The sequence below is a fragment of the aff. Roholtiella sp. LEGE 12411 genome, from assembly GCF_015206995.1.
Taxonomy (GTDB): Bacteria; Cyanobacteriota; Cyanobacteriia; order Cyanobacteriales; family Nostocaceae; genus Komarekiella.
In genome coordinates, this window is sequence record NZ_JADEXR010000092.1 from 1 (window position 1) to 23962 (window position 23962).

Here is a 23962-nt window from a genome sequence, read left to right on the forward strand (position 1 = left end):
ACCGTCGAACAAAGATTTCTGGGGCACAATGGAAACGAGAAAATGTTCCTCAAGTCCTGGCTCATCGCTCTGCTTACCTCAATGGATTATTGTCAGTTTGAGCCACTTCAAAAAGTGAGATGCTCCCGTTATGGCTTGGCTTCTGTAGAATATCGTTTTCCAATTTTCCAGTCAATAGGAGGAGTTATCTTTACTGACTTCGGCTCCGATTTTGGGTCTAGTAAAACAGTGCTAGGAGAACCCGGCGTACTACGAGGTAAACCGGGGAGTGGCTTTGGTTACGGCTTAGGATTGCGAGTCAAGTCACCCTTTGGATTAATTCGGGGCGATTTAGGAATTAGCGACCAAGGAGAAATTAGATTTGAAGTCACTACAGGTCAGCGATTTTAAATAGTGAGTAGGAGTGTCTAGATATGAAAACAATTAATATGGAAAATCCAAGTTCTGTGATGATTGCGATCGCTTGGTGTCTAGCTTGGGGAGATGAGCGAAAACCTAAGTATAAGCTGGAAGTATTACAGCTTATGCAACAGGCTTTGAAGGATGGGAAAGAGGTTCCTGAAGAAGTTAAAAAATTAGTTCAGCAAGTGCAGAAATTACAAGCTATTAATCAAGATTACTTACCAAAAACCCTTGATGAATTAAACAACAAATATCCTGATTTATGGAATCAGAATATCCGTATTGGTCTAGTTTATGGTGGTGCGACTAAGATTAAACAATATGTATTTGAATCGTCCAAGATTCAAAATATTCGTGGTGCTTCTGCCTTGTTAGATAGGATAAATCTGATTGATTTACCTGCATTTTTTAATTATAAGTTTGAGCCATCGCACAACCCTAATTTTTATAATATTCAGTGTAACGAAGTTAGAACATGGCTAAATGAAAATTTTCACCAAGATATCAAATTATCAGAAGTTCTGATTCCTGAACTGATTATTTATTCAACAGGCGGCAATATTTTAGCATTCTGTCCGGCTGCATTTGTTGATGATTTAGCTGATGCGATTGAAAAACGCTATACTTCAGAAACTTTAACGGCTAATTCTTGTGCAGTGGGCGACAAATTCAGACTTCTAGAAATTCGCTTTGGCTTGCTAGGAGAGCCGATTGAAAACACATTATGGCTAGATTGGTATCGTCAAGAATATAAAAAACCGTTGGTGCAGGCTTATTTTGGCAACCTGGAGAAGAATTTAGAAAAATCTCAAATAGAAAGATGTACTAATTTAGCTGTATATGTTGAAGATGCTTTTGCAGACCGAAAAAGTTTTAATGAACTGACAACCAAATTAGCAATTTTATTTAATCAACGTCGGAATGGTCATGAACTTCCTAATCGCCCCAGCCGTGGCTATCCTCCGATGTTTGAAACTCATCCTTACTTGATTCGTGATGGAAGCGATCGCAGGTCAGCATTGATGATTGTCCAGCCACCAAAACTGCCTAGAGAATCTCATTTTTCCGAAACTTTAGCTCGGAAACATCTGGTTGGTAACAGAGCCAAAAAAGGTTCGCCTCTAATTCCCGAATGGTATAAAGAATCTCAACTAGAATGGGAACCAGGCATAATTGAAAACTGGGTAGAGAGATACAATCGCTTTCTCGGAAAAAATCCTAGTTTACAACAAAAATATTACGCTGCTTTGAAAGCTGATAATATTGAAATCGCTCAAAACCTCAGCCATATTGCTAATGCTAGTAAAGATTTTATTGCTTATATCTATGCTGATGGCAACAATATGGGTGGCTATATCCAAAAAATTCGGACTCCACAAAAGTATCAGGAATTTAGTCGAGATGTAGAATTAGCGACAGAGTATGCAGTTTATCATGCATTAGCAGAGAATCTCCATCCTCACGAATTGCAAAATTTGAATGATGAGGAATCAACACTTAGCAATGGTGATTTAGTTCATCCTTTTGAGATTATTACCATTGGTGGTGATGACATTATTGTGATTGTACCAGCTAACAAAGCACTGGCGATCGCTAAAACTATCGGAGAGCGATTTGAAGAAATTCTCCTCAAACAAGTGTCATTGGCAGAAAATATAGAGAGTGAAAATATCATCGGCTGCTATCAAATTAAGCAAGAAAATAAGCCGATAGATTTAAAAAGATGCCATCGTTATAAACCTACGGAGGCTGCACCTTCTCAATGTCAACTCAGTACCTCAATTGGTGTGCTAATTACGGCATATAATACCCCCATTTACTATGCCAAAGACTTAACTGAACAGTTGTTGAAATCAGCGAAAGAGCGTGCCAAAAAGTTGAAGAAAGCTGGATACTGTGGCGGTACTGTGGATTTTTTAACCATGAAATCCATCACCATGATTTCATCGAATATTAAAGAATTCCGTCAACAGGCATTGATCAAAAATCTTAAACCAAAGTTAAAGCTTTATGCTGCTCCCTATACCTTACATGAATTAGGAGGTTTAATCGGAGTAATAGAAGCTTTGAAAAATGCCAAATTTCCTAAATCTCAACTTTACCAAATTCGGAATTTATTAGAAATAGGGAAGCAAACTGCTATTCTTAATTATCGTTATTTTCGAGTGCGACTCAATCAAACAAACCAAGATTTGCAAGAACAGTTTGAAAAGGCCTGGTGTCAACCTAAAGATTCAAATAATCAGGGTAATTTAGCCCCGTGGATGTATGATGATGGGGCACTTGAGTATGATAAATCAGACTATCCTCTTTTTGAAACTATTTGGCGAGACGTTGTAGACCTGTATGATTTTATTGCTTCACCAGATAATGATAGTGATGCAATTGAAGCACAAAAGGCGACTACTGAGGGTGACTTATGATCTATATTTCGCAATTATCAAACCCCATTACCTCATATCCCATTACGGCTGTAATTGAAACTGCTTTGTGCATTGGTGCAGGCGGTTCTTCTGGTTCACTAGCAGATAAACCAATTGTAAAAAACTCTGAAACAAACCTGCTGATTCCTGCTTCTCAATTCAAGGGTAGATTACGCCATGAATGCGAAAAGATTGCTAGAGGATTGCATTGGGCGGTCTGTGCTTCTCCCAACCCACAAACCATGTGTCCCCAAAGGGCTGGATTAACAGAAAATTTTGAGCGCAAAGAATATCAAGTATTAGGTTACGAAAACCAGCATCATTGCCTAATTTGTCAAATTTTCGGGAATCCAGTTTTGTCATCCCGTGTAATATTTGATGACCTAATCTGCACAGAAGATCCAGATAACTTACCAGAGGTACTGCGTCCCGGTGTCACAATTAATCGCTGCCGCCACACCGCCGAAGAACAAAAACTTTACTTTCTAGAAACCTCCCCAGCAAACGCCCAAATCAAGTTTACAGGACATATTCACCTATCTGGTGTGCCCATCTATGCAGAGGCATTAATTTTAGCTGGACTACGACACATTCATGCTTTGGGTGGTAGTAAATCAGCGGGTTTGGGCTGGCTGCATTGGGAATTACCCAACTTTCCGTTAGAACAAGCAGCATGGGATTTTCTAGCAAAAGGAGGTGAGCAATGAAACGGATTAATTTGGAAATTAAAGTGCTGTCTCCTTTAGCAATTGGGCGACAAAAGCCAGGTAGTTCTGTAAGTGAAGCCGAAAGCTACATTCCCGGTTCTGTAATTCGAGGTGCGATCGCTGCTGTAATCTTAAAATGGACTAATACATCTATTAGTGATGGTGACAATTTTCACGAGCTATTTTTAGGTGAAAATCCAGCCATCTTCCAAAACGCCTATCCTGCAAATATTAAAGTTCAGTCAGAAGTCAGAGTATTACCCGCTACTGCTTTAAGTTCCAAAAACCAGCCAGGTTTTAAGTCCAATCCTAATGACCCTAAGCATAATGGCGTTTTTGATACTTTGATTGACCGTTTCTGTGCTGAAGGCTATGGGCATCTTTATGATCCCAATTGCCCTGCTGACGGAGGTAGAGTGGATGCTTTCACTGGCTTTTACCAAATTCAAGGCAAATATTACAGCAATTCTACAACTACTCGTCTGTTAACGCGAGTAGGTATCAATCGACGCAGAGCAACTTCAGAAGAACGGGTTCTTTACAGCCTTGAAGTCTTAAATGAATCCCAAGAGCATAAAGAAAAACCCATCATATATACAGGAGGAATCTTTGTGCCAGATGATTTGGCAGAATCTCTACAAGCTTTTATTGATCATCATCAGGAAGACTTACGTTTAGGTGGTGCAACTTCCCGCGGATTAGGAAGAGTCAAGATTAAAGCAACGCTACCTGTAGAAATTAAACCAAGAGTTACCAATCAAATCAAACAGTTCAATGATAAATTGCATCAACGCTGGCATGAATGGAAAAATATCTTTGGTAATCCCATCAAAGATTTGCCAAAAAATCGGGTATATTTCACCCTTGATTTACAAGCCGATACTATATTATCTGAAAACTGGCGACGCACTACTGTAATTTCACCACAAATGCTTCAAGAGTTAACAGGCGTTACTGATTCTTCCCTAGAACTTCATGCCGCATATAGCAGCTATGACTATCGTTCTGGCTGGAATTCTGCTTGGGGATTAATGAAAGATGTGGAGTTAGTTACCAATAAAGGATCTGTATATTTATTTAGCACATTTAACGAAGATTTATGGATAAAAGCTTTGGAAGATTTAGAAGTAAAAGGAATAGGCGATCGCACTTCTGAAGGTTTTGGAAATGTGCAAATTTGCAATCAATTTCATCTGGTATTCAGAGAGGAAGCAGTATGAGTAATTTATCAGAGCAACATCAACAGCTAAAGATTCAAAAAGGTATCCGTCAGGCTGAAGATTTCTTAGTAACTTGGATTCAGGATGCTTTAGATCAAACAAAATATGGGGATTTAGAAGAATCTCAATTTCGTAACTTAGTGCGTGTATCTGATACTACTGAAAGTGCAGAAGTAATTAAAAACTTTATCCGCTATCAAGTCGGACGAGATAAAAAATGGGGAAGAGGTAAAGAATCTCTAGCTGAAAAAATAATTGAAGATATTGATGGCAGCATCAAGAAAAATGCTCAAATCATTGCCGAGTGTTGTCAAACAGACTTTAAACCGATTTGGCTAGAAATGATTCGCCGCTATTTAGGTTATGGCGCACGTCATTTGAAGTATAAGCGCGATGGTGCAGCATAATTGCAATATCTTGCTTATAGCCAAGAGAAAAATTATTTTTTTGAAACTTCAGGTATAAAACTATGAGAAACACGCTTATTTGTACAGTCGGTACTAGTCTATTCAATAATCTCAAATATGCAGAAGATTCAATTAAGCAATTATTTGAGTCTAAGAACTGGAATCAGTTAGCTTTATCACTGCTTGAGCATAAAAATTCAGATCGGATATGTGGGGCAGAAATTAACTCAATTACAAGCATCTGTGATAAAAATTTACTAGCGGCACGTATACGTTTAATATTTTTAGTTTCAGATACGGATGACGGAAAAACTACAGGGACTTTGCTGAAGCTATATTATGATAATAAAAAAAGTAATCCTTTGCCTTTTGAAAAAGTAGAAGTACGCATACTTAAAGGATTACGTGATGATGATGTCAAAGCTTTTAAACAGCAGGGGTTAAAAAATCTTGTCCGAGAAATTAGTAATGAGGTGAGAAAATTTAGCCCAGAAGCAATTGCGATTAATGCGACTGGTGGCTACAAAGCACAGATATCATTTGCTGGGATGATTGGACAAGCATTAGAAATCCCAGTTTACTATTTGTTTGAAAAATTTTCAGAGGTGATTGAACTTCCTCCGCAACCTATCGCCTTGGATCTAGCTTTTTGGCTGAATAACTATCTATTTTTTGAAAATCTAGAGAGTGAGAAAGTAATTGAAAAGTCAGAAATTGAAGAGAATTTAACAAGTAATTATCTGGATTCACTGATTGATGAAGAAGTTGATGGTGAAAGAACTTTAGTTAGTCTTTCAGCAATGGGAGTATTATTTAATGAACGTTGTCGATTACAATTTGCTAAACAAGAAAATAGCATTCTCTCTTTAATTCCTCAAGATGACACTGAAGCCCAAGGTAAACCTATAAATTTAAGACAGGATCACGGCATAGATATTCTCCAGGCATTTGCTAAAAAAATCTGTCGTTCTCCCTATGTCAAAAAAATTATTAATTCTCTTCCATTCAACTCAAGAAGTACTAATCCAATTCGTCGAACTACTAATGATGGAATTGTAGAGTTTGTTCTAACTTGGACGGATAAAGGATTGGGTTTATGTATTCAAACAACAGGGCGAAATAAAGCAGAAACAAATACTATAGCCTTGCATCTACAAAAAGAATTTGCAGAAACTAATTAATTCAACTATGTTTGACACATTCAAAAATCGACTAGAAATCACAGGTAAACTCACCACAATTACAGCACTACGAATCAGTGCAGGACGCTCTAGTGAACCGATAGGGTCTGATTTACCTGTAATTAAAGATGCTTTGGGTAATCCATTAATACCAGGTTCTAGCTTCAAAGGAGCATTGCGATCGCACCTCGAAAGTTTCCTCAGAGGTATTAATCCTAATTTAGCAGCTAATCCCGCCATTGAAGAGGAATGGTCTATTACTTCCAAGGCTATGAAGAAATTAAAAGATAGTTACGATGATGACGAAGCTTTAACCAGGCAAATTATACAACAAACAGATTTAGTATCTCTTCTCTTCGGTTCACCCTGGATTGCTAGCAAATTTAAAGTCCGGGATTTAACAGTAGTACCTGATACCTGGTTTGGACAATACCAAGAAAGAGACGGTGTAGCAATTGATAGAGACACAGAAACAGCAGCAGATGGTAAACTTTACGATTTCCAAGTAGTTCCTGCTAGTACACAGTTTGAGTTTCGGGCTGTGGTAGAAAATGCAGAAGACTATGAACTGGGACTATTGATGATTGGGTTACACCAGTTTGAAACCGAACAAATACCTCTAGGTGGGGGGCGATCGCGTGGCTTGGGTGTCGTTAAACTAGAAATTGAGAAAATGTATTGGCTGGATGTCAACAACGATCCAAACAAATTACTAATTTACCTACAAGAATTGGTAAATAGCAATCCAGGTGATAAACTACCTAGCTATCAAGATGTTAAACAGTTAAGTTTGAAGCAAGATTGGACGAACTCGCTAATCGATCATTTAAGAGATAATATACCTACGAGTTCCACCACCGAAGCGGCACAAAATTCTTGAAGAGGTCAATATGGCTTTCAGTAATTTCAAAACCATTGGTGAAGTTATCAAAGCATTTCAAGTCACCTATACAGAATCAAATTTCATCAGTGAAGTGAAGTTCAATATTCCTGATTACTTCCGCGAAGATTTAGAACTGATGATGCGCGATGCTGTCATTGATAACTCGGAGTTTGCTATTTGTGAAAATCTGATTTATCCCGTACTCAAAGAAGTTTGGAAAACCTACCGCAATCATTTTCTTTTATGGAGTCATCAATCCTTAAACTATGATGAAAAACTATCTGGTTTTCCTGAATATATTTTAGCTAAACGTTCGCCATTAGGTAAAGTTGTCTTTGACAAACCATACTTTATTTTAATTGAAGCAAAACAAGATAACTTTGAAACAGGTTGGGCACAATGTTTAGCAGAAATGATTGCCGCTCAAAGACTAAACGGTGAATATCAAATAGTCATTTTTGGCATTGTTTCCAATGGTGCAACATGGCAATTTGGCAAATTAGAAGGAGAAATATTTACTAGAAATATCACTCCTTGTACCATTTACGAACTAGATAAGCTATTTGCTGTTGTTAATTTTATCTTCCAACATTGTGAAGCACAGCTAAATACTTTAGTAGCAGCTTAATCTGTATATTTGCCCAAATAAATCCAGTCATGCACAAAAAATTTGTTAATCACTGCACCATTGATTTAAGCATCATTCCCGACGGGCCAATTCTAATTAAATCAGGTAAAGAAGGAGCCGATCCGACTAAGCCTGATATGGAATTTGTAGAAACTTATCATGCTGGCGGACGTACTATATATTTACCAGGAAGCAGTTTAAAAGGTGCAATCCGCGCCCATGCAGAACGGATTGTAAGGACGGTGGGTAAAGACACACGCGATCCAAATAATTCGGATATACTTTGGGCTAATGATCCGTTGAATGATAAGTACGATTATCTCGATAAAAAATCAGCACCAGAGATTTACAAACTCTCTAGTTTTACAGACCAAATGTTTGGTAATACTTCCATTGCTAGCCGAGTCAGAATTGAAGATGCTTATCCTGATAAATCTCAGCCTCTCAAAATTGAAGAACGTAATGGTGTAGCAATTGATAGAGTATTTGGTTCTGTAGCTGTTGGGCCTTTCAATTATCAAGTTTGTACGGCTGGAGAATTTCATACCAAAATTCATTTGAAGAATTTCACTTTGGCACAATTAGGTTTAATTGGTTTAGTGTTGCGAGATTTGGATGATGGCTGGTTTGGTTTAGGTTTTGCCAAATCTCGCGGATTGGGTACTGTGCAGGTGAAATTAAACTCAGCAATCGTGCAATATCCAGGTTGTGAATTGAAAGATCAACAAATTCACGCCTTTGGTAGTCAAAAGCAATGGAATAAGACTTTTCTCTTAGGTGCGGGAGAATTTTTAGAATCAGAAGAAGCAAAATTATATAGTTTTCCCAAACCAGATAGCCAAGATACACCTGTTGCTGCACAAGAAATGGATTTGGGTTTTGGAGTGCAACTTACTTGGCGAGAGGGTACAGTTAATGATTTGTTTGAGCGAGGCGTTAGGTCTTGGAGTAGTCTACTTGTGGGGTCAAAATGAAACCTTTTGTTGGTTACAAAAAAGAACATTTATCAGTGCCTAAACTGCTAGAGCTAATCATAAAGTTGGCAACTGAACCTAGCTATTACTTCTTACGCTGGACTCATAAAGTTAGTAAAGATTGGGGATTAGCACCCACAGAAACTGATTTCCCCATGATTGAGGGGCAGATGTTTAATGAAAATTTTGAACTCAGGTGGAAGCAAAAACGCAAGGATAGTTATGAAGTGCTGCTTTTGAGCATCGCAGGTGAATATCCTGATTTTGAAAGAGTAGGTGAAGATTGGCAGACTCAAGACCGAGATGCTCATTTATATTCTTCTACCGAAACCCGTTTTCCTAAAGGTTTTCCCTCTAAAAAATTGGATATTGCCCAGCGCTATTTTATCGATAAAAAAACGGCAGCGGTACACTTTGTTGCTCTCACGATTGAAAAATAAATATGACTGGTAATCGTCCTCAAAGACCTCAGCCACCTAGTAGACCTAACCGTTCTAGCGGTGGAGGTTCATCGCCTGAACTTGCACCGAAACCTTACGAATTCGTCTCTTTTCCCAAAGAACGCCCTAACTTACAGCGTCCTGTTGGACATCACAAATATTTTAGCGATCGCCTGCATGGCACTTTATATCTTACTCTGAAAGTGCAGACATCCCTGCATGTGTCCACAGGGGTAGTTTTCATGGGTAGCGATATTGGCAACAATCGCATTCCCTTAATCAAAACAATGGTACAGGGTATTGACCAAAAACTATCAATACAAGGTAGTTCCCTTAAAGGCTGCATCAGGTCTGTGTATGAGGCAATTACTAACAGTACTTTAGCAGTAATTACTAATAAATATAGAAGTCAAATCCCTACCGAACGTTTACCTTGTCGCAACAAAGAACAACTTTGCCCAGCTAGTCGAGTATTTGGTGCATTAGATTGGCAAGGTTTGCTTGATTTCAACGATGCTAAATGTGAAAATATGGGCTTTTCTACAGGATTTATGCCTTCTTTGTATCGTCCTCGCCCAGATGAAAGTAGTGCATACCTTATTCAAGGTAGAGTTGCAGGACGAAAATTTTACTACAACACAATTAGAGCAATTGATAAAGGGCAAAATTCTGGTATTCCTGTACAGCAAGCGGGAAGAGAATATATCTTCAAAACTAAATTAAATTTCAAGAATTTGCTACCAGAAGAGTTAGGAACTTTGTTGATTGTCTTAGGACAAGATTCTAAGTGTCCTATTGCTTTAAAAGTAGGTGGCGGTAAACCGATTGGGATGGGAACAATGACAGTCACTATAGACAAAATTGCACAGACAAAAAGCCTGCAAGAGCGATATTCTGCCTACAATCTCAATAAATCTGATGACTTAATGGGAGATGCTTTACAACAATTTATGCAAATACAAATCCAAGCAGCTTACTCGCACCTGATTCAGCAACCCCAATTAGATCAACTGACGGCAGTGCTACGCTACCCAAGCGATCGCGAACCCCCATCTGGAATGTATTAATCATGACAATGATTGAAATTTCTTCGGAATCTTTGACAGATGCACAATGGGAAATTGCCCATGCGATCGCCCAAATTTTGGTAAAAGAAAATACAGATATTAACGAGTTAGGTAAAACAGTTGCTTATCTCCGTGCATCTATTCATCAAGCAGATGCAACTTCCAGATTTTTCAAGTATCTAAAAACCCTAGTTAGTAATGGCAGACAAATTGGTCACAGTGGTAGAACTACAGATTATTACCGCAGTATAGACAAAGCTTGTAGTGATTATCTTAAAGGTGTTCAAGATGCCTATACAATACTGCAAATTTTAGGCTGGGTATCTCGTTTGATGCGTTACTACAAAGATGCAGGCCCAATTGGAGAAATTCCGACTCTCAGCACACCTACTTTTGAGTCACCCCGCCAAGCAGAAATTAGCAAAGTTGCTAAATCTCAAGGCTTCAAGGTTGACCAGATATTAGAGGCAACAGTTACCAAAATCAATGGTATTAAAGTAACTTATCAAATTCTGGGAGCAATTAAGCTAACCGAAAAGGAACCTAAAAAAGCTAGTTTACTTCAAGAAGGGCAGACAGTTAAAGTAAAAATCGTATCTCTTAAAGACGATGGAAGTATTAAAAGCATTAAGTGTTTAAACTAAAAATAGTATAAATTTTTATTATAAAAAACAGTGTTTTTGACTTAGTAGTGTTATAATTAATACGAAAATTTAAGTAAAGAGTTCATTCTGTATGACTGAATCTAAGCCAATCAACACATTAACATACTGCTATTCTGCATCGACGCCCTCTGAATCTTTCCAAAAACAGTATTGTTTCTTCACTCCGTATAAAGTCACAGATCTTATACCAGTTCATCAGTCAATCACTCAGCTATCAAAGACTACTCCTTAAAAGGAGTAGGCTGCTTGTGGAGATGGACTGGTCTATAGACAAGGTAGCTCTACTTTAGGTAAGGCTACCTTAAAATAAGGGGGGTAGCTAAAATGCGTGACTATTGACTGCATTTTTGCCCCCTTCTCACACACAAAAGAAAAATAAAGTGAAAGAGCAAGTAATGAGTGAGCAAAGTAAGGGCAAAGTATACTTAGTTACTGGAGTACGGGTAGCGCTTGATAGTGAAGATGGGATTTTAATAGCAGGAATACTTTCAGAAAGTCCATTCACTAATAATGATGACCAAGAGTCAGGGTCATCAGTACATCCGTTAGGTAACTTTGCATTTACTCGACGACAAGCTGTTTTCTTGAGAGACCGTCTAAATGAATTTTTAAAGGATGAAGGATGATTTGCAAAACGAACTTCAAGGACAACACTACTTTAACCATTACTTGGAATAACTTTGGTGCATTTTCCTCTAAACCAGACGAATTACAAAGTTCTGATCTAATTCCTCCTGAAGTAAAAGAATTGGTACAAAAGTTGGCTAAAGTCGCTAATGTAAAACTGGTAGTGGCTATAGCTCTAAGATTTCCAGATATCCACTGGATTGATTTTGAGCTAGAGTTGCAGCCAGAAACTGAGTTGTCAGATGAAGTATGGTATGAAGTACAAGATTTAGTGATTGATTATGAATGGAAATTAAGAGATGATTCTGGTGAAAAATGGTATTTTCATGCTCAACCAGTAAATGAGGTTTCTAAACTTCGAGATCCTGCTCACAAAGTTGCTGATTCTGGCTCTATTCAAAGTACAGGTCTAGGTAGACAAACTTGGTCAAGCCCTCCTCTCAACTTCACTAAATCAGAAAGTTTTTTAGAACTCATGCCAGATGGACATTTCAGCAAAACACCTGTACACCAGAAGAGAACATATTAATCAGTGTTTTAGTCTATACCGTTAGTTGCCTGAAAGCGATGTCTGGCAACAAGCTGCTTTGCATCTACGTTCTTAAACGAAGACTGTTTACTTCCTTGTTTACGATAGCTCAAACCCTGGTTTGTCTATCGGTTTCTAAAAGTTTCTAATCTACTGAACTTAGTTGTGCATTCTAACCTCTAATTAAGCTTTGGCAAAAAATGACTTGTGACCACTACCTTGAGCAAGCTAATAGCAATGAAAAAGCAGCACATAGCCTTGAAAAAACTTATCCAGATTGGGCTGTGACTATATGCTTTTATGCAGCTCTGCACTGGGTAGAATATTATGCTTCTGTTACGGGGTGTGATATAGAGCAGGAATATCCAGGAAAATCTCCCCACGAGTCTCGTCGAGATTATGTTAGAGAACTGGCAAGCCAATTACGTAACAATAATTTACGTAACGCCTATTTAAAATTAGAGGAAGAGAGTCGTAAAGCCAGATATCTACAAGGTCTGACCACCGATGCAAAAGTGTATTACACTAAGAATAACTTCAAAGTTATAGATTCCTTTCAAAATCTTCAAAAAATCAGGGTAATACTAAGTAGTTAATTTGTAAAAATCCCCGTCAGGGGACGGAAACGAATAACCGTCATCTGCTGAATAACACCAAGTTAATGAGTGTTACCAGACTGACTCCATAGGGAGACGGAAAAATTTATCCGTGAGATGCTGGATGATTGAATTATTCAATTTCTCATCTCTCTTCCCCGCAAGGGGATTAAACTTAGAAATCAATCTACGACAAACTGTTAAAAGAGCTTGAAGATAAAAGATTAATATGAAAACGAAGCCTTTTAGTGAATTGCGAAAGAGAATGACACCTGAAAGGAGGGCAGAGAGCAAAACTCGCGCTCAACTCATGCTACTTCATCTTACCCTTTTAGAATTACAAGAGTCGTTAAGACTGACACAGGATGATTTAGAAAAAGACCTCGGTATTGTTGAGTCTACTCTCTCCGAGTTTGAGAACCAACAGGATATTAAAGTTTCCACCCTCTCACGCTATATCAAGGCTCTTGGTGGAAATCTAAAATAGTAGCTCATTTCCCTGACAAGGAGATTGTTCTCGCTCAATTTGAGTGACAGATGATTATCTTGAGTATTAACTTGACTTTCTTAAAAAGTTAAGGTTAATAACTACAATAATTAGATTAACGTATCTTATTCCCCCAAAGGGGATGGAAAATGATTACAATATTTGACATTGTTATAGCAATTAGCGATGCCAAGAGCAGCTGCATCCACTAGGCGAAAAACCGAGCCACAGCCAGAATCTCCCTCCTCCCTTCCCACATGGGCAGATGATACTGAACTGGTGGGATTGGTATTTGACCTTGAGCCAAACACTTCCACTTCCCTCTATTCTCAGTACACGATTGGACTCCATGCCTGGTTTCTTGACCAAGTACGGCAATTTAACCCAGAACTTTCTGCATATCTCCACGATGGGGAGTCGGAAAAGCCCTTCAATATTTCGGCGCTGGAAGGTCAACTCTTCGCCAGTGGTAGACAACTGCAACTAGAAGCCAAGAAAATTTATCGCTGGCACGTCAATGCTTTGTCTCCAAGAGTGGTGCAGTTTCTCAAACAATGGTTAACCCAACTGCCCCAAATTCTGGACTTAAAAGATGCTACCCTTCAAATACAACAGGTGAGTATCGCTCATCCACCCACTACTTACCCGCAATTATTGCAGTTATCACCAGAGAAACACTCTAACGTCAACTTCAGCTTTGTCTCGCCTACCAGCTTTCGCCGCAAGGGTCATCATTTTCCCCTTCCGGTGCCAGTAAATCTTTTTCACAGCTACCTGCGCCGCTGGAATGACTTTTCAGGAATGTCTATAGAACAAGAATCTTTTCTCCATTGGATAGATGAAGGGGTAATCATCCATCAGCATTGCTTGGAGTCGTTGAAGGTAGCAGCTGGCAAGCGGGGTTCGGTAACTGGGTTCACAGGGGCAATGTCTTGTGGTTTGAGTAAGGCGGCTTTGGCGAACTCTGAGTTTACCGAGTTGTTTTATGCTTTGGCGCGACTGGCTCCCTACTGTGGAACAGGACACAAAACTACTTTTGGACTGGGACAAACTCGCTTAGATTGGGTGGAAGCAGAGATAAGCTTACCTACTCAGGTGCTAACAAATCTACTGGGAGAACGCATTGATAAATTGACAGCACTATTCACCGCACAGCGAAAGCGTACAGGAGGCGATCGCACCGATAAAATTGCCTCTACTTGGGCAACAATTTTAGCACGGCGGGAAATGGGAGAATCGTTGCAAGTAATAGCCCAAGATTTAGAAATGCCTTACACCACTGTGAAAACTTACGTAAAGTTAGCCCGTCGGGCGCTCAAACAGGATAATATCAATTAATTTTAATTTGCATATTGATTCAGAATAAATTTACGGCTTAATCAGTGCAAATGAAGCCGGAAAAACAACTTTCTGGTGGTGTCACTAATGAATGGCACTCTCGTGAGCCTGAATCGTTCTTTGCAACGAATCAACTTGTTGCATCTGCTGTTGCAACCAGTTTCCAAACATCTCATCAATCAAGTAACGTTGCATCGATTCATCCAATTGAGCTTTTAAAAACTTTTCTAGACGGATGATTAAAAACCATTCTTCGATACGGATTGGTAGCCATACATGTTCTAGCTGACTCAAAGATAAAATCTTTGCAATTACTGGATGTAACTTACTTAAGGGTACAGGGCCACTCACTCCTCCGGTGTAAGCTTCAACTCCAGTGGAGTATTGCCGAGCTAATTCGCTAAAAGATTGCTCTTTTTCCTGAATCCGGAAGTAAACTTCTTGGGCAAGTCCATAGTCCTGAGTACGAATTAAGGAATATATAACCTGGTCAAATCTACTTCTACAATTAACAAAATAGGACTCAACTTGTGGTTTCCAAGTCGCCTGCTTAAATTTTTCTATTAGTACAGGACGGAGCGCCATTTCTTCGATTTGTTCTTGTGTAAAACCTTGAGATACTGCCCAAGCTTGTTGAACTTGAGGTGAACTAAGTTGATGCTGCTGATAAAATTCTTCAATAGCTACTTGACGCTCTTGGTCTGTACAGGAAAAGTTAGTAATTGCTTTATCTATAATAATTCCTTGTAAAAGTTGTGGCATTAGTTGATAACGATGCAGCAACAATAGGACTTTATTCTCTATAAGGGAATTACTTTCTACTTGCAAGACTTTTGTCATAATTGGAAGGCTATCTTTTCTCCAGTCAATGATGACATCAGACTGACTAGATTACAGTAGATAGTTAAATCTGATGCCAACTTCAACCCATAAATATTTTGTTACAGTTTGGTGAAGGCAAAAGGTATCAGGTTAAATATCTTTCCTTGTGCCCTCTTACCTGATGACTTGCTCAAATAATAAGGTCAAGCTAGTTCTGGGCTTCGAGAAATAAACTGTCCAACATCATAACTTGGGAAACTACTCAAGACTGACTCACCCAAAAAACTTTTGGGTTCTAATAGGATATCGGCATTAGAAGTGAGGATTTCAGGCTGGGAACGAATACCGCCGCCAATTGAGGACAGAACTTGGATGTTGTCAACTATTAGTGCCGAATCAACAACACTATCCCCAACATCTACAACCCCAATACTTAAAGTGTAGGTTCCAGTTTGAGCAATGCCTATAGAAATAGTTTTAAATCCTGTTTCTTGACTAAAGTTAACAGCTGAAGTGCTAAAAAAACCACTAGAATTAGTATCTGCTAATTCCAAAGTAAAAGGATTAACGCTGAAGAAGGCAAAATCGTTGAAAAAAGATGGAGTTGCCTCATTAGTCAAGAAGTTCCAATCGAAAGTTAAGACATCGCCAGCATTAGCTGTAAAAGTTTGTTTAATTGCAGAACCTTCTGTAACATCTCCATTACCCATCTTATCTAACAGACCAGATGGTAACTTGAGAAATTGTTCCAAATCTGATTGCTCAACAGCACCTCCAGAAGCACTAGCACCAGTGGTAAGTAAAGCTTGAAAAGTCCCTTCACTAGTGCCAGTTCCAAGAGCTGCCGTCTCAATTCTATTATCGCCGATAGTTCGCCAATTACTGAAGGTACCAGTCTCAAAATTGCCATTGATAACTGTCATCTACTTCTCTCCATGAATTTACTTTGTAATTACATGAAAACTCGTAACCTGCTGTAAAATATAATACAGATTAATTATTAAAACAATCACTCTTGGGATAGTTGACAGCTATCAAATAAATGCTTTTTAACCATGTATTAGATAGCAATTATTTTCTAGAAAAGAAAATAATCATAAGTAGAATGATAATCATCTCCAATGACGAAGGGTCGCAGACATTGGCTGCTGCTTATTGTTAATAAAATTTAATAAAATAGTTTTTTATACCTATTTAATTGGTATTATTGATTCTACCAAGAGTCAATTTTATTGATCGGGCGTAAAACCCCTCCTCTTGTGGGTCTATCGATTACCTGGATCTTTGTTAACATTTGCGAGAGCGATCGCTCTCTAAAAATCAAAGGTCTAAGCTCGACTTAATCCAAAATTAAGAACTGGGCTTTCTTGATTCGGCAAAAACCCTGGCTTTTTGGCAAATACTTTTTCCACGTCACAGATTATGGATGAAGTTAAAAAAGTAAAACTACCGTCACACAAAGGTTTTAGCGATAGCGTTCGCGTTGCCAAAAAATGGATAAAGTCGAGATAAGAGGTTGTTTTAAAAGTCTTTCTAATCAACTGTACTTTGTTTTACTAAGGATAAAAAAATTCCCTCAGAATTTCTGAAGGAGGTTGACAAAAGTATTTTTTAATTACACAACTATGCAGGGTTAGGTTGAGTTCTGCCTTGGAGTAGCTGGATAACCGCTGCTTTTTCTAAAATTCCCACTAGCACGCCGTTGTTACGAATCACAGGAAGTGCAGATAGTTTTTGTTGTTCGAGTAGCTGTACGACTTCCAAAAGTGGTTGATCAGATTGGACTGTGGTAGATTGGGCAACTGGTTGCATTACTTCTCTAACTTGAGTTTGTAACCACATTGCTGTGGGTATGGAACGCATATTATCAACAGCGATCGCACCTACTAATTGTCCCTCATCATCAGTCACCAAAAACCGCTGCCAATTTTGTCCACTTATAAACCGTTGATCGGCAAACTCTCTGAGGGTAAGATTAGCAGATACAACTGGGCTATCAACAGTTACAGCATCTTCGGCTGTTAAACCTGTCAGTTTTTCCTGCACTCTGGCAAATTGTGCCGTATTCCCAGCATTTTGCAACAAGAAAAAACCAATTAATAAGTTCCAGAAGTTACCGAAGTCGCCAAATAAGAGTAGTGGAAGTACACCAGAAATAACCGCTACCCAACCCAAAATTTGTCCAACTCGACTGGCGAAAACTACACCTTTATAAGGATTACCTGTAATTTTCCAAACAGCTGCCTTGAGGATATTACCACCATCCAAGGGCAAGCCAGGAATCAGGTTAAATAGTGCTAACGCCAGGTTAACAGAAGCCAAAACACCGATAATTGCAGCCAATGGCCCTGATACAGCAGTCGCAAAACCAATTGCTGTCATGCTACCAAATAGCACTAAGCTAACCAAAGGCCCGGCGATCGCTACCCAGAAAGCTTCTACTGGGGTTTTCGATTCTTTTTCTAAGCTGGCCAAACCGCCAAATATAAAGAGTGTAATTGATTTGACATCAATTCCCTGGCGAATGGCGACGAAACTGTGTCCTAATTCGTGGGCGACGACAGAGGCAAATAACAATAGCGCTGTCATTAATCCTAGTACTACAGCTAATCCCCCGGATATTAAGGGAAATTGCGCCGCCAGTCCACTGCTATAGCTCCAAGTTACCAAACCCAGAACTAAAAACCACGATGGATGGATATAGAAGGGAATTCCGAAGAGATTACCAACGCGAATTGTGCCATTCATGTCGTTCACCTTTGTTTTCATCTGCGAGATGTTGACTTTCGTCTGCCTCGATGTCTTTAGTGTAACGAAGCGTTAAGAGGATTTAATCTTTGTAGCTGTAGTGGTGTCCGTCCCTAAAGGTGCGGTTAATCAGTAAACCAAAAAGTTTTTCCGAAGCTCAAACATCAATAATTGGTTACGTATAATAAAGTGTTATAAAGCACAGTTTTTATTAATAATTCTTATGATTCTCAAAGACGTACTAAAACTATAACCACAACAAAATGCAGGCGATCGCTTGGCATAGCTGTATAATTGGCTGCAAGTTTTTTATATCGGGTGGCGGGCGAAATTGTTTGAGCCTGTTGATAGCGCGTTCGACTTCGCGGTTTTGATGATGGTAGTAACGATTTTAACCTCTCCCACTGCTCGTTACTTAAGTCTTTTCGGTTGATCATGACAAGAGTGCGATCGCCTTTTTTTATAGGATATAACGAGTTTGAAAACACGCCATAGCATCAATTGTTCTGGTTGTGGTGCGAGAGTTGAGAAAACTTTGGCGATTGGTGTTCATAGCTGTTCTTGTGGATTAATCATTGACCGGGACTGGAACAGTGCATTGAATCTTTTAAAACGTGGGTTGGTTGGACTACCGATTCCTGGCTGTGGAGGCTTAGAGGATGTTTTAAAAGTCTAAATTAATACCAAACTCAGCGATTAGAAATCGCGCGCCACTTGCTACAAGTCGGCGGCACTTCCTTCTCCTGTCGCAGACGCTGCGCGAACAAGTCGGCATAGCCGCAAGGGCGCAGTGGCTACGCAGGCGAAACCCACCTTTCCTTGCGGAACGCTACGCGAACGTGGGTTGGAAAACCTTGATTTTTGGTTAGTCCACGGAGGTGGACTTTGTTTGTGTAGTAGCGAATTATATTCGCCGATAACTTTTAAAACATCCTCTTAGACGTTAGTGAAATTATGACCAAGCAACTCTTAGGGAGTTGCCTATCTGTTATTATCAGTTGTGTTCAAGTCAGATAGAAATTATTCTAGGAGATAAACAATGGGCAATAAATATGATGTTTATGGTGTAGGTAATGCCTTAGTAGATATAGAATACCAAGTATCAAGAGAGTTACTACAAGAGCTAAAGATTGACAAAGGTGTAATGACACTGCTAGATGAAGACAGTCAAAATCATATTTTGGAAAATCTCAGAAATCTTCATTGTCATAAGAGTTGTGGAGGTTCAGCAGCAAACACAATGGTGGCAATTAGTCAACTAGGAGGAAAAGCTTTTTATTCCTGTAAAGTGGCTAATGATGAATTTGGAGACTTTTACATAGAAGATTTACTCAACTCTCAGGTAGATACCAACTTAAAAAATGGCGATCGCCAATCAGGAATTACAGGTAAATGTTTAGTGTTAGTAACTCCCGATGCAGATCGCACCATGAATACATTTTTGGGAATTACTGAAGAATTTTCTACACAAGAATTAGTATCATCAGCGCTCGCTGATTCAGAATACATATATATAGAAGGATATTTAGTGACTTCTCCCACAGCAAAAGAAGCAGCTATAAAGGCTAGAGAAATAGCTGAAAAAGCGGGAGTAAAAACCACCATGTCCCTATCCGATTACAACATGGTGAAATTTTTTAAAGATGGGTTATTAGACATCATTGGGACTGGTTTAGACTTGATTTTTGCTAATGAAAGTGAAGCATTAGAACTAGCAAATACACAAGATTTTCAAGTAGCTGTAGACAAACTAAAAACCCTGAGTAAGAAATTTGCCATTACTCGCGGTGCCAAGGGTTCAGTAGTATTTGATGGTCAGAAATTAATCGAAATCACTGCACCTAAAGTAAAAGCTGTAGATACAGTGGGAGCAGGAGATATGTATGCAGGAGCTTTCCTCTATGGAATTACCCAAGGTATGAGCTATGAAGAAGCCGGAAAATTAGCATCGGCCGCAGCTTCTAAGATTGTTACATCCTATGGGCCAAGATTAAAAACTGAGGAATTAAAGGCATTAGTTACTGCTTAGAGGGTGTTTTAAAAGTTTTGAGGGGCAAATACCCAATGTGTGAAGAGATATGACAAGTCATTAACAATGGTAATACTTATACCTTCACTTATAAAAAACCTCTAGGACGAGTTATAGGCGAGGAATTATTGACCATTTTTTGAATTCCAAATTCCAAATTCCAAATTCACTTAGGAAGAATAAGAATAATTTTGAATTAATACTCCTGTAATCAGATGGTTGCAGGCATTAGATATTCCATTTATGATGCCTGCTGTCAAGACAGGAAAGCAAGGAGGAATCAAGCAACTTTTAAAGGGTAAAAAAAGTTATAAAACTACCTATATAAATAAATTATCAATCAGCTAATCATAAGTAATCATTATCTATACTCTTTCTATTTCTTAGAGCTTCGGGTATCAAAAAGTATCGTAGGTTACAAAATATTTGGCGATCGCTCTTTAGGAAAAACTTTTTAGTTTACTGGTTAATGTTCTGCGGAGCAACGGGAATGTAGATTCGGTTTGGGTCGAACTCGACTGCTGCATGTTTCAGGATATACTCACCCAATATTCGGAACTTGTGTGAAGCTGTAATAGAGTGAAGAGTCAAATTCTCTTCTAGTGCTCAGTCCTGACTTGTATGATTGCAAATATGCCTTCAATTACCTACAACCGCACCGACAGCCAGCAGCCACAAAGTATCCTTGTAAAAGGTTATGTTGTCCGTCCAGGATTACACATTCTCACCTACGAGCAACTCAAGTTGCTGCGAGAGCAAACACAGCACCATTCTCAGCTTGAATATCTAGTGAGCCAAGGTGTGATTAAGTTGACTGGTTAATCTATACCAGCCCCTTTAACACTGGAGCTACTGGTGGCGTGGCGGCGCAACTATTTCCAATAGTAAATACCTCCACGCAGAACAAAAGATCATTTTTAGGGAAGCGACTCCACAAGACGACACCTTAGTTACGGAACACTTTGATCACCTGTAGCGGGACGCTTACATCTGTGATGTTCTTTGTTTAGTTGCTGAGCAAATAGGCAAGGGTTGAGCCGATTGCAACACTGCATCTAGTAACCCTGGAAACAACGCTTCTAGATCTTCATACCGCAGGCTGTTGATATGCTGCGTCCCTTCTTTGCGTGTCAAGACTATTCCTGACTCCCGCAAAATCTTGAAGTGATTAGACATAGTTGATTTGGCGATCGCAAAATCGAATCCAGCACAGCATTGCTCTCCCTCAGTAGCCAGCAACCGCACGATTTCTAGCCGCACTGGATCGCCCAATGCATACAGCACTCCCGGTAAAGATATATCTTTTCTATCTGGGTGATATAAGAATTTCATAGTTGCATTATCTCTTAAAGTGGCGTATATTTTTGTTATTCGATAATATCGAATTATAGAATTAAATCAGGAGGACGATTTATGTCATCCATCACAAATGTCACAGAAGCCACGTTCAAACAAGAAGTTCTAGAAAGCGAGATTCCAGTTTTAGTGGACTTTTGGGCACCTTGGTGTGGCCCTTGTCGGATGGTTGGCCCAGTCGTCGATGAAGTAGCTGCGGAATACGAAGGGCAGGTGAAATTTGTGAAGCTGAACACAGATCAAAATCCTACTGTTGCCAGTCATTACGGGATTCGTAGCATACCGACACTGATGGTATTTAAAGGAGGTAGGCAAGTCGATACGGTCGTGGGGGCAGTGCCAAAGACAACTTTAAATAAGACCTTAGCACAGCATATTTCATAATAGTGCTGAGTGGGGGAGTGATGTTTCGACTACGCTCAACAACCAAAGTGGAGGAGTGGGGGAGTGGAAGAGTGGAAGAAGAGAATAATTAATGACTCTTGACTCCTTTTTCTTACCAGCTTGCTACAAATATTTGGAGATACAACCAATGAATACTGAGATCAACTTATTTTCTCCTTACCGATTAGGTAATCTGGAACTATCCAACCGTATAGTCATGGCTCCCTTAACTCGAAACAGAGCAGGTCAGGGAAACGTTCCACACCAACTGAACGCTACTTACTACGTCCAACGCGCTTCGGCTGGACTGATGATTGCGGAAGCGACTCAGGTTGCTCCTCAAGGTCAAGGGTATCCTCTTACACCAGGAATTCATTCGCCAGAACAGGTGGCGGGTTGGAGGCTGGTAACGGATGCTGTACATCAGGAGGGAGGGAAAATTTTTCTGCAACTATGGCACGTAGGCAGGATTTCTCACCCGGATTTACAACCGGATGGAGCCTTACCTGTAGCGCCTTCTGCTATCACACCCCAAGGTCAAGCATCAACATTTGAGGGCAGCAAACCCTTTGTTACTCCCCGTGCTTTGGAAACTTCGGAAATACCGGAAATTGTAGAACAGTACCGTCAGGGAGCGGCTAATGCCCTAGCAGCTGGGTTTGATGGGGTAGAAATTCACGCAGCTAATGGTTATTTAATTGACCAATTTCTCCGGAATGGCACTAATCAGCGCACAGATAAGTATGGTGGTGCAATTGAGAATCGTACTCGATTCCTGTTGGAGGTGACAGAGGCTGTAACTAGTGTGTGGGATTCTAACCGAGTCGGAGTGCGCCTTTCCCCCAGTGGAACCTTTAATGATATGCGTGACTCCAATCCCTTAGAGACTTTTGGCTATGCAGCTCAAGCGTTGAACAGGTTTGATTTGGGATATTTACATCTGTTTGAAGCCACAGACGCAGACATCAGACATGGTGGGACGATTGTACCAACTAGTCATCTGCGCGATCGCTTTACAGGTACACTCATTGTCAATGGCGGTTATACCCGCGAAAGAGGTAATGCTGTATTGGCAAAAAAAGAAGCGGATTTAGTTGCCTTTGGCACTCTATTTATATCAAATCCAGATTTACCCAGACGTTTGGCTCTGAATGTACCATTGAATCAAGCAGACCCGACTACCTTTTATGGTGGTAGTGATAAGGGATATACAGACTATCCATTTTGGTCAGTTGCTAACAAGGTAGCCAATCAATAATCTCTGCAATCTGCTTTTCGGCGACTTTTTGCACCTACAGGACATTAAGTCCGATAATGAAAAGCGCTATAGCAATGTGATAAAATTACCTAAGGGAAGATCATGAGTCCTATTACCCAAACTCAAGCTCTGGATGTACCCAGTGCTATACTCAAACGTCGTTCCATCAAAACTTTTAAAACAGATCCTATTGCTCCAGAACTGCTCAAACAACTAGTAGAGTTGACCGTCGCTGCACCCAGCAGTTATAACATCCAAGACTGGCAAATCATCCTCGTCCAAGATGAAGCACAAAAGGCAGCACTAGCAGCAGCATCTTGGAATCAACAACAAATTATCCAAGCCCCTGTTACATTCATCTTTGCTGCTGATTCAACAGCAGGCGAAAAAGACTTGACCCCAATCCTAGAGCAAGGACTCCAAACAGGAGCATGGAATGAAGGTACAGTGAAGTATTTTCAAACCGCTGTTCCGCAATTCCAAGCAGCACTGGGAGATAAGCGGCGGGAATATGCCATCAAAGATGCCATGATTGCGGCCACCCATTTGGTCTTAGCAGCAGAAAGTTTAGGATTGTCAACCTGCTTTATGAATGGCTGGATTGAAGACCAAGTTAAAGAAGTGATTGGTGCAACTGAGAATCCAGATTTAGCGATCGCTGTCTTAGTTCCTGTAGGCTATGCAGCAGAACCACGGTTGAATCCTGGTCGTTTACCATTCCCCTACAACGTCTCTGTAGACAAAATAGGTAATCCTTATAGGGCATAGGGCATGGGGCATGGGGTATGGGG

General features: G+C 39.7%; 27 protein-coding genes and 1 pseudogene. 23 read left to right on the forward strand and 5 right to left on the reverse strand.

Annotation, left to right across the window (positions count from 1 at the left end; translation table 11 throughout):
- Positions 1–129: 129 nt before the first annotated feature.
- The 17 genes and pseudogenes from IQ246_RS19010 to cas6 form a co-directional block, all read left to right on the forward strand.
- Positions 130–390 (forward strand): annotated as a pseudogene (locus IQ246_RS19010) (BamA/TamA family outer membrane protein); the annotation flags it as partial.
- A 23-nt stretch (positions 391–413) separates the two neighbouring features.
- Positions 414–2825, forward strand: coding sequence for a type III-B CRISPR-associated protein Cas10/Cmr2 (cas10, locus tag IQ246_RS19015; protein ID WP_244142082.1), 2412 nt, complete (start codon positions 414–416; stop codon positions 2823–2825).
- Positions 2822–3532 carry an RAMP superfamily CRISPR-associated protein gene (locus tag IQ246_RS19020; protein WP_194004904.1) on the forward strand — a complete coding sequence of 237 codons (711 nt, stop codon included), beginning with the start codon at positions 2822–2824 and terminating at the stop codon, positions 3530–3532. The genes cas10 and IQ246_RS19020 overlap by 4 nt, the downstream gene beginning before the upstream one ends.
- Complete coding sequence (gene csx10 / locus IQ246_RS19025) at positions 3529–4752, forward strand: CRISPR-associated RAMP protein Csx10 (RefSeq protein ID WP_194004905.1); 1224 nt, start codon at positions 3529–3531, stop codon at positions 4750–4752. Before IQ246_RS19020 ends, csx10 begins: the two co-directional genes overlap by 4 nt.
- On the forward strand, positions 4749–5159 hold the full coding sequence (locus IQ246_RS19030; protein ID WP_194004906.1) for a hypothetical protein: 411 nt from the start codon (positions 4749–4751) through the stop codon (positions 5157–5159). The genes csx10 and IQ246_RS19030 overlap by 4 nt, the downstream gene beginning before the upstream one ends.
- Before the next feature lie 62 nt (positions 5160–5221).
- The gene (locus IQ246_RS19035) at positions 5222–6340 is read left to right on the forward strand and encodes a putative CRISPR-associated protein (protein WP_194004907.1); all 1119 of its coding nucleotides are present in this window, start codon (positions 5222–5224) and stop codon (positions 6338–6340) included.
- A gap of 7 nt (positions 6341–6347) precedes the next feature.
- Positions 6348–7220: a CRISPR-associated RAMP protein Csx7 gene (csx7, locus tag IQ246_RS19040; protein ID WP_194004908.1), complete on the forward strand. Its 873-nt coding sequence runs from the start codon at positions 6348–6350 to the stop codon at positions 7218–7220.
- Positions 7221–7230: 10 nt separating this feature from the next.
- Positions 7231–7851 carry a hypothetical protein gene (locus IQ246_RS19045; protein WP_194004909.1) on the forward strand — a complete coding sequence of 207 codons (621 nt, stop codon included), beginning with the start codon at positions 7231–7233 and terminating at the stop codon, positions 7849–7851.
- 29 nt (positions 7852–7880) lie between these two features.
- Positions 7881–8825 carry an RAMP superfamily CRISPR-associated protein gene (locus tag IQ246_RS19050; RefSeq protein WP_194004910.1) on the forward strand — a complete coding sequence of 315 codons (945 nt, stop codon included), beginning with the start codon at positions 7881–7883 and terminating at the stop codon, positions 8823–8825.
- Positions 8822–9265 (forward strand): hypothetical protein, encoded by a 444-nt coding sequence (locus tag IQ246_RS19055; protein ID WP_194004911.1) that lies wholly within the window; start codon positions 8822–8824, stop codon positions 9263–9265. The genes IQ246_RS19050 and IQ246_RS19055 overlap by 4 nt, the downstream gene beginning before the upstream one ends.
- A gap of 2 nt (positions 9266–9267) precedes the next feature.
- The gene (locus tag IQ246_RS19060) at positions 9268–10332 is read left to right on the forward strand and encodes an RAMP superfamily CRISPR-associated protein (RefSeq protein WP_194004912.1); all 1065 of its coding nucleotides are present in this window, start codon (positions 9268–9270) and stop codon (positions 10330–10332) included.
- A 2-nt stretch (positions 10333–10334) separates the two neighbouring features.
- On the forward strand, positions 10335–10976 hold the full coding sequence (locus IQ246_RS19065) for a hypothetical protein (protein WP_194004913.1): 642 nt from the start codon (positions 10335–10337) through the stop codon (positions 10974–10976).
- A 356-nt stretch (positions 10977–11332) separates the two neighbouring features.
- The gene (locus IQ246_RS19070) at positions 11333–11623 is read left to right on the forward strand and encodes a hypothetical protein (protein WP_244142083.1); all 291 of its coding nucleotides are present in this window, start codon (positions 11333–11335) and stop codon (positions 11621–11623) included.
- Positions 11620–12153 (forward strand): hypothetical protein, encoded by a 534-nt coding sequence (locus tag IQ246_RS19075; RefSeq protein WP_194004914.1) that lies wholly within the window; start codon positions 11620–11622, stop codon positions 12151–12153. Before IQ246_RS19070 ends, IQ246_RS19075 begins: the two co-directional genes overlap by 4 nt.
- Before the next feature lie 200 nt (positions 12154–12353).
- Positions 12354–12749 (forward strand): hypothetical protein, encoded by a 396-nt coding sequence (locus tag IQ246_RS19080; RefSeq protein ID WP_194004915.1) that lies wholly within the window; start codon positions 12354–12356, stop codon positions 12747–12749.
- Positions 12750–12978: 229 nt separating this feature from the next.
- Positions 12979–13236, forward strand: a complete 258-nt coding sequence (locus IQ246_RS19085; protein ID WP_244142084.1) for a helix-turn-helix transcriptional regulator — start codon at positions 12979–12981, stop codon at positions 13234–13236.
- Positions 13237–13422: 186 nt separating this feature from the next.
- Positions 13423–14574 carry a CRISPR-associated endoribonuclease Cas6 gene (gene cas6 / locus IQ246_RS19090; protein WP_194004916.1) on the forward strand — a complete coding sequence of 384 codons (1152 nt, stop codon included), beginning with the start codon at positions 13423–13425 and terminating at the stop codon, positions 14572–14574.
- Positions 14575–14658: 84 nt separating this feature from the next.
- Here cas6 and IQ246_RS19095 read toward each other — a convergent pair whose 3' ends face one another.
- The 4 genes from IQ246_RS19095 to IQ246_RS19110 form a co-directional block, all read right to left on the reverse strand.
- Complete coding sequence (locus IQ246_RS19095) at positions 14659–15414, reverse strand: peptidylprolyl isomerase (RefSeq protein WP_194004917.1); 756 nt, start codon at positions 15412–15414, stop codon at positions 14659–14661.
- Positions 15415–15599: 185 nt separating this feature from the next.
- Positions 15600–16319, reverse strand: a complete 720-nt coding sequence (locus IQ246_RS19100) for a PEP-CTERM sorting domain-containing protein (protein WP_194004918.1) — start codon at positions 16317–16319, stop codon at positions 15600–15602.
- Between the two features lie 700 nt (positions 16320–17019).
- A complete protein-coding gene (locus tag IQ246_RS19105) occupies positions 17020–18144 on the reverse strand; it encodes a site-2 protease family protein (protein WP_194004927.1) in 1125 nt (374 codons plus the stop codon).
- Positions 18145–18374: 230 nt separating this feature from the next.
- Complete coding sequence (locus tag IQ246_RS19110) at positions 18375–18632, reverse strand: hypothetical protein (protein WP_194004919.1); 258 nt, start codon at positions 18630–18632, stop codon at positions 18375–18377.
- Between IQ246_RS19110 and IQ246_RS19115 the strand changes: the two genes are divergently transcribed.
- The 3 genes from IQ246_RS19115 to IQ246_RS19125 all read left to right on the forward strand — a co-directional run bounded on the left by IQ246_RS19115 (position 18623) and on the right by IQ246_RS19125 (position 20995).
- Complete coding sequence (locus IQ246_RS19115) at positions 18623–18820, forward strand: transposase (RefSeq protein ID WP_244142085.1); 198 nt, start codon at positions 18623–18625, stop codon at positions 18818–18820. The two genes, IQ246_RS19110 and IQ246_RS19115, sit on opposite strands and share 10 nt — an antisense overlap.
- A gap of 363 nt (positions 18821–19183) precedes the next feature.
- Positions 19184–20173: an adenosine kinase gene (locus tag IQ246_RS19120; protein ID WP_194004920.1), complete on the forward strand. Its 990-nt coding sequence runs from the start codon at positions 19184–19186 to the stop codon at positions 20171–20173.
- Positions 20174–20806: 633 nt separating this feature from the next.
- Complete coding sequence (locus IQ246_RS19125) at positions 20807–20995, forward strand: hypothetical protein (protein ID WP_194004921.1); 189 nt, start codon at positions 20807–20809, stop codon at positions 20993–20995.
- A gap of 162 nt (positions 20996–21157) precedes the next feature.
- Here the strand turns inward: IQ246_RS19125 and IQ246_RS19130 are convergent, their stop codons facing one another.
- Positions 21158–21505 carry a helix-turn-helix transcriptional regulator gene (locus tag IQ246_RS19130; protein ID WP_194004922.1) on the reverse strand — a complete coding sequence of 116 codons (348 nt, stop codon included), beginning with the start codon at positions 21503–21505 and terminating at the stop codon, positions 21158–21160.
- Between the two features lie 81 nt (positions 21506–21586).
- Between IQ246_RS19130 and trxA the strand changes: the two genes are divergently transcribed.
- The 3 genes from trxA (at position 21587) to IQ246_RS19145 (ending at position 23939) form a co-directional block, all read left to right on the forward strand.
- Positions 21587–21913, forward strand: a complete 327-nt coding sequence (gene trxA / locus IQ246_RS19135) for a thioredoxin (protein ID WP_162394459.1) — start codon at positions 21587–21589, stop codon at positions 21911–21913.
- Between the two features lie 148 nt (positions 21914–22061).
- Positions 22062–23171, forward strand: a complete 1110-nt coding sequence (locus IQ246_RS19140; protein ID WP_194004923.1) for an alkene reductase — start codon at positions 22062–22064, stop codon at positions 23169–23171.
- A gap of 102 nt (positions 23172–23273) precedes the next feature.
- Complete coding sequence (locus IQ246_RS19145; RefSeq protein ID WP_194004924.1) at positions 23274–23939, forward strand: nitroreductase family protein; 666 nt, start codon at positions 23274–23276, stop codon at positions 23937–23939.
- Positions 23940–23962: the final 23 nt, after the last annotated feature.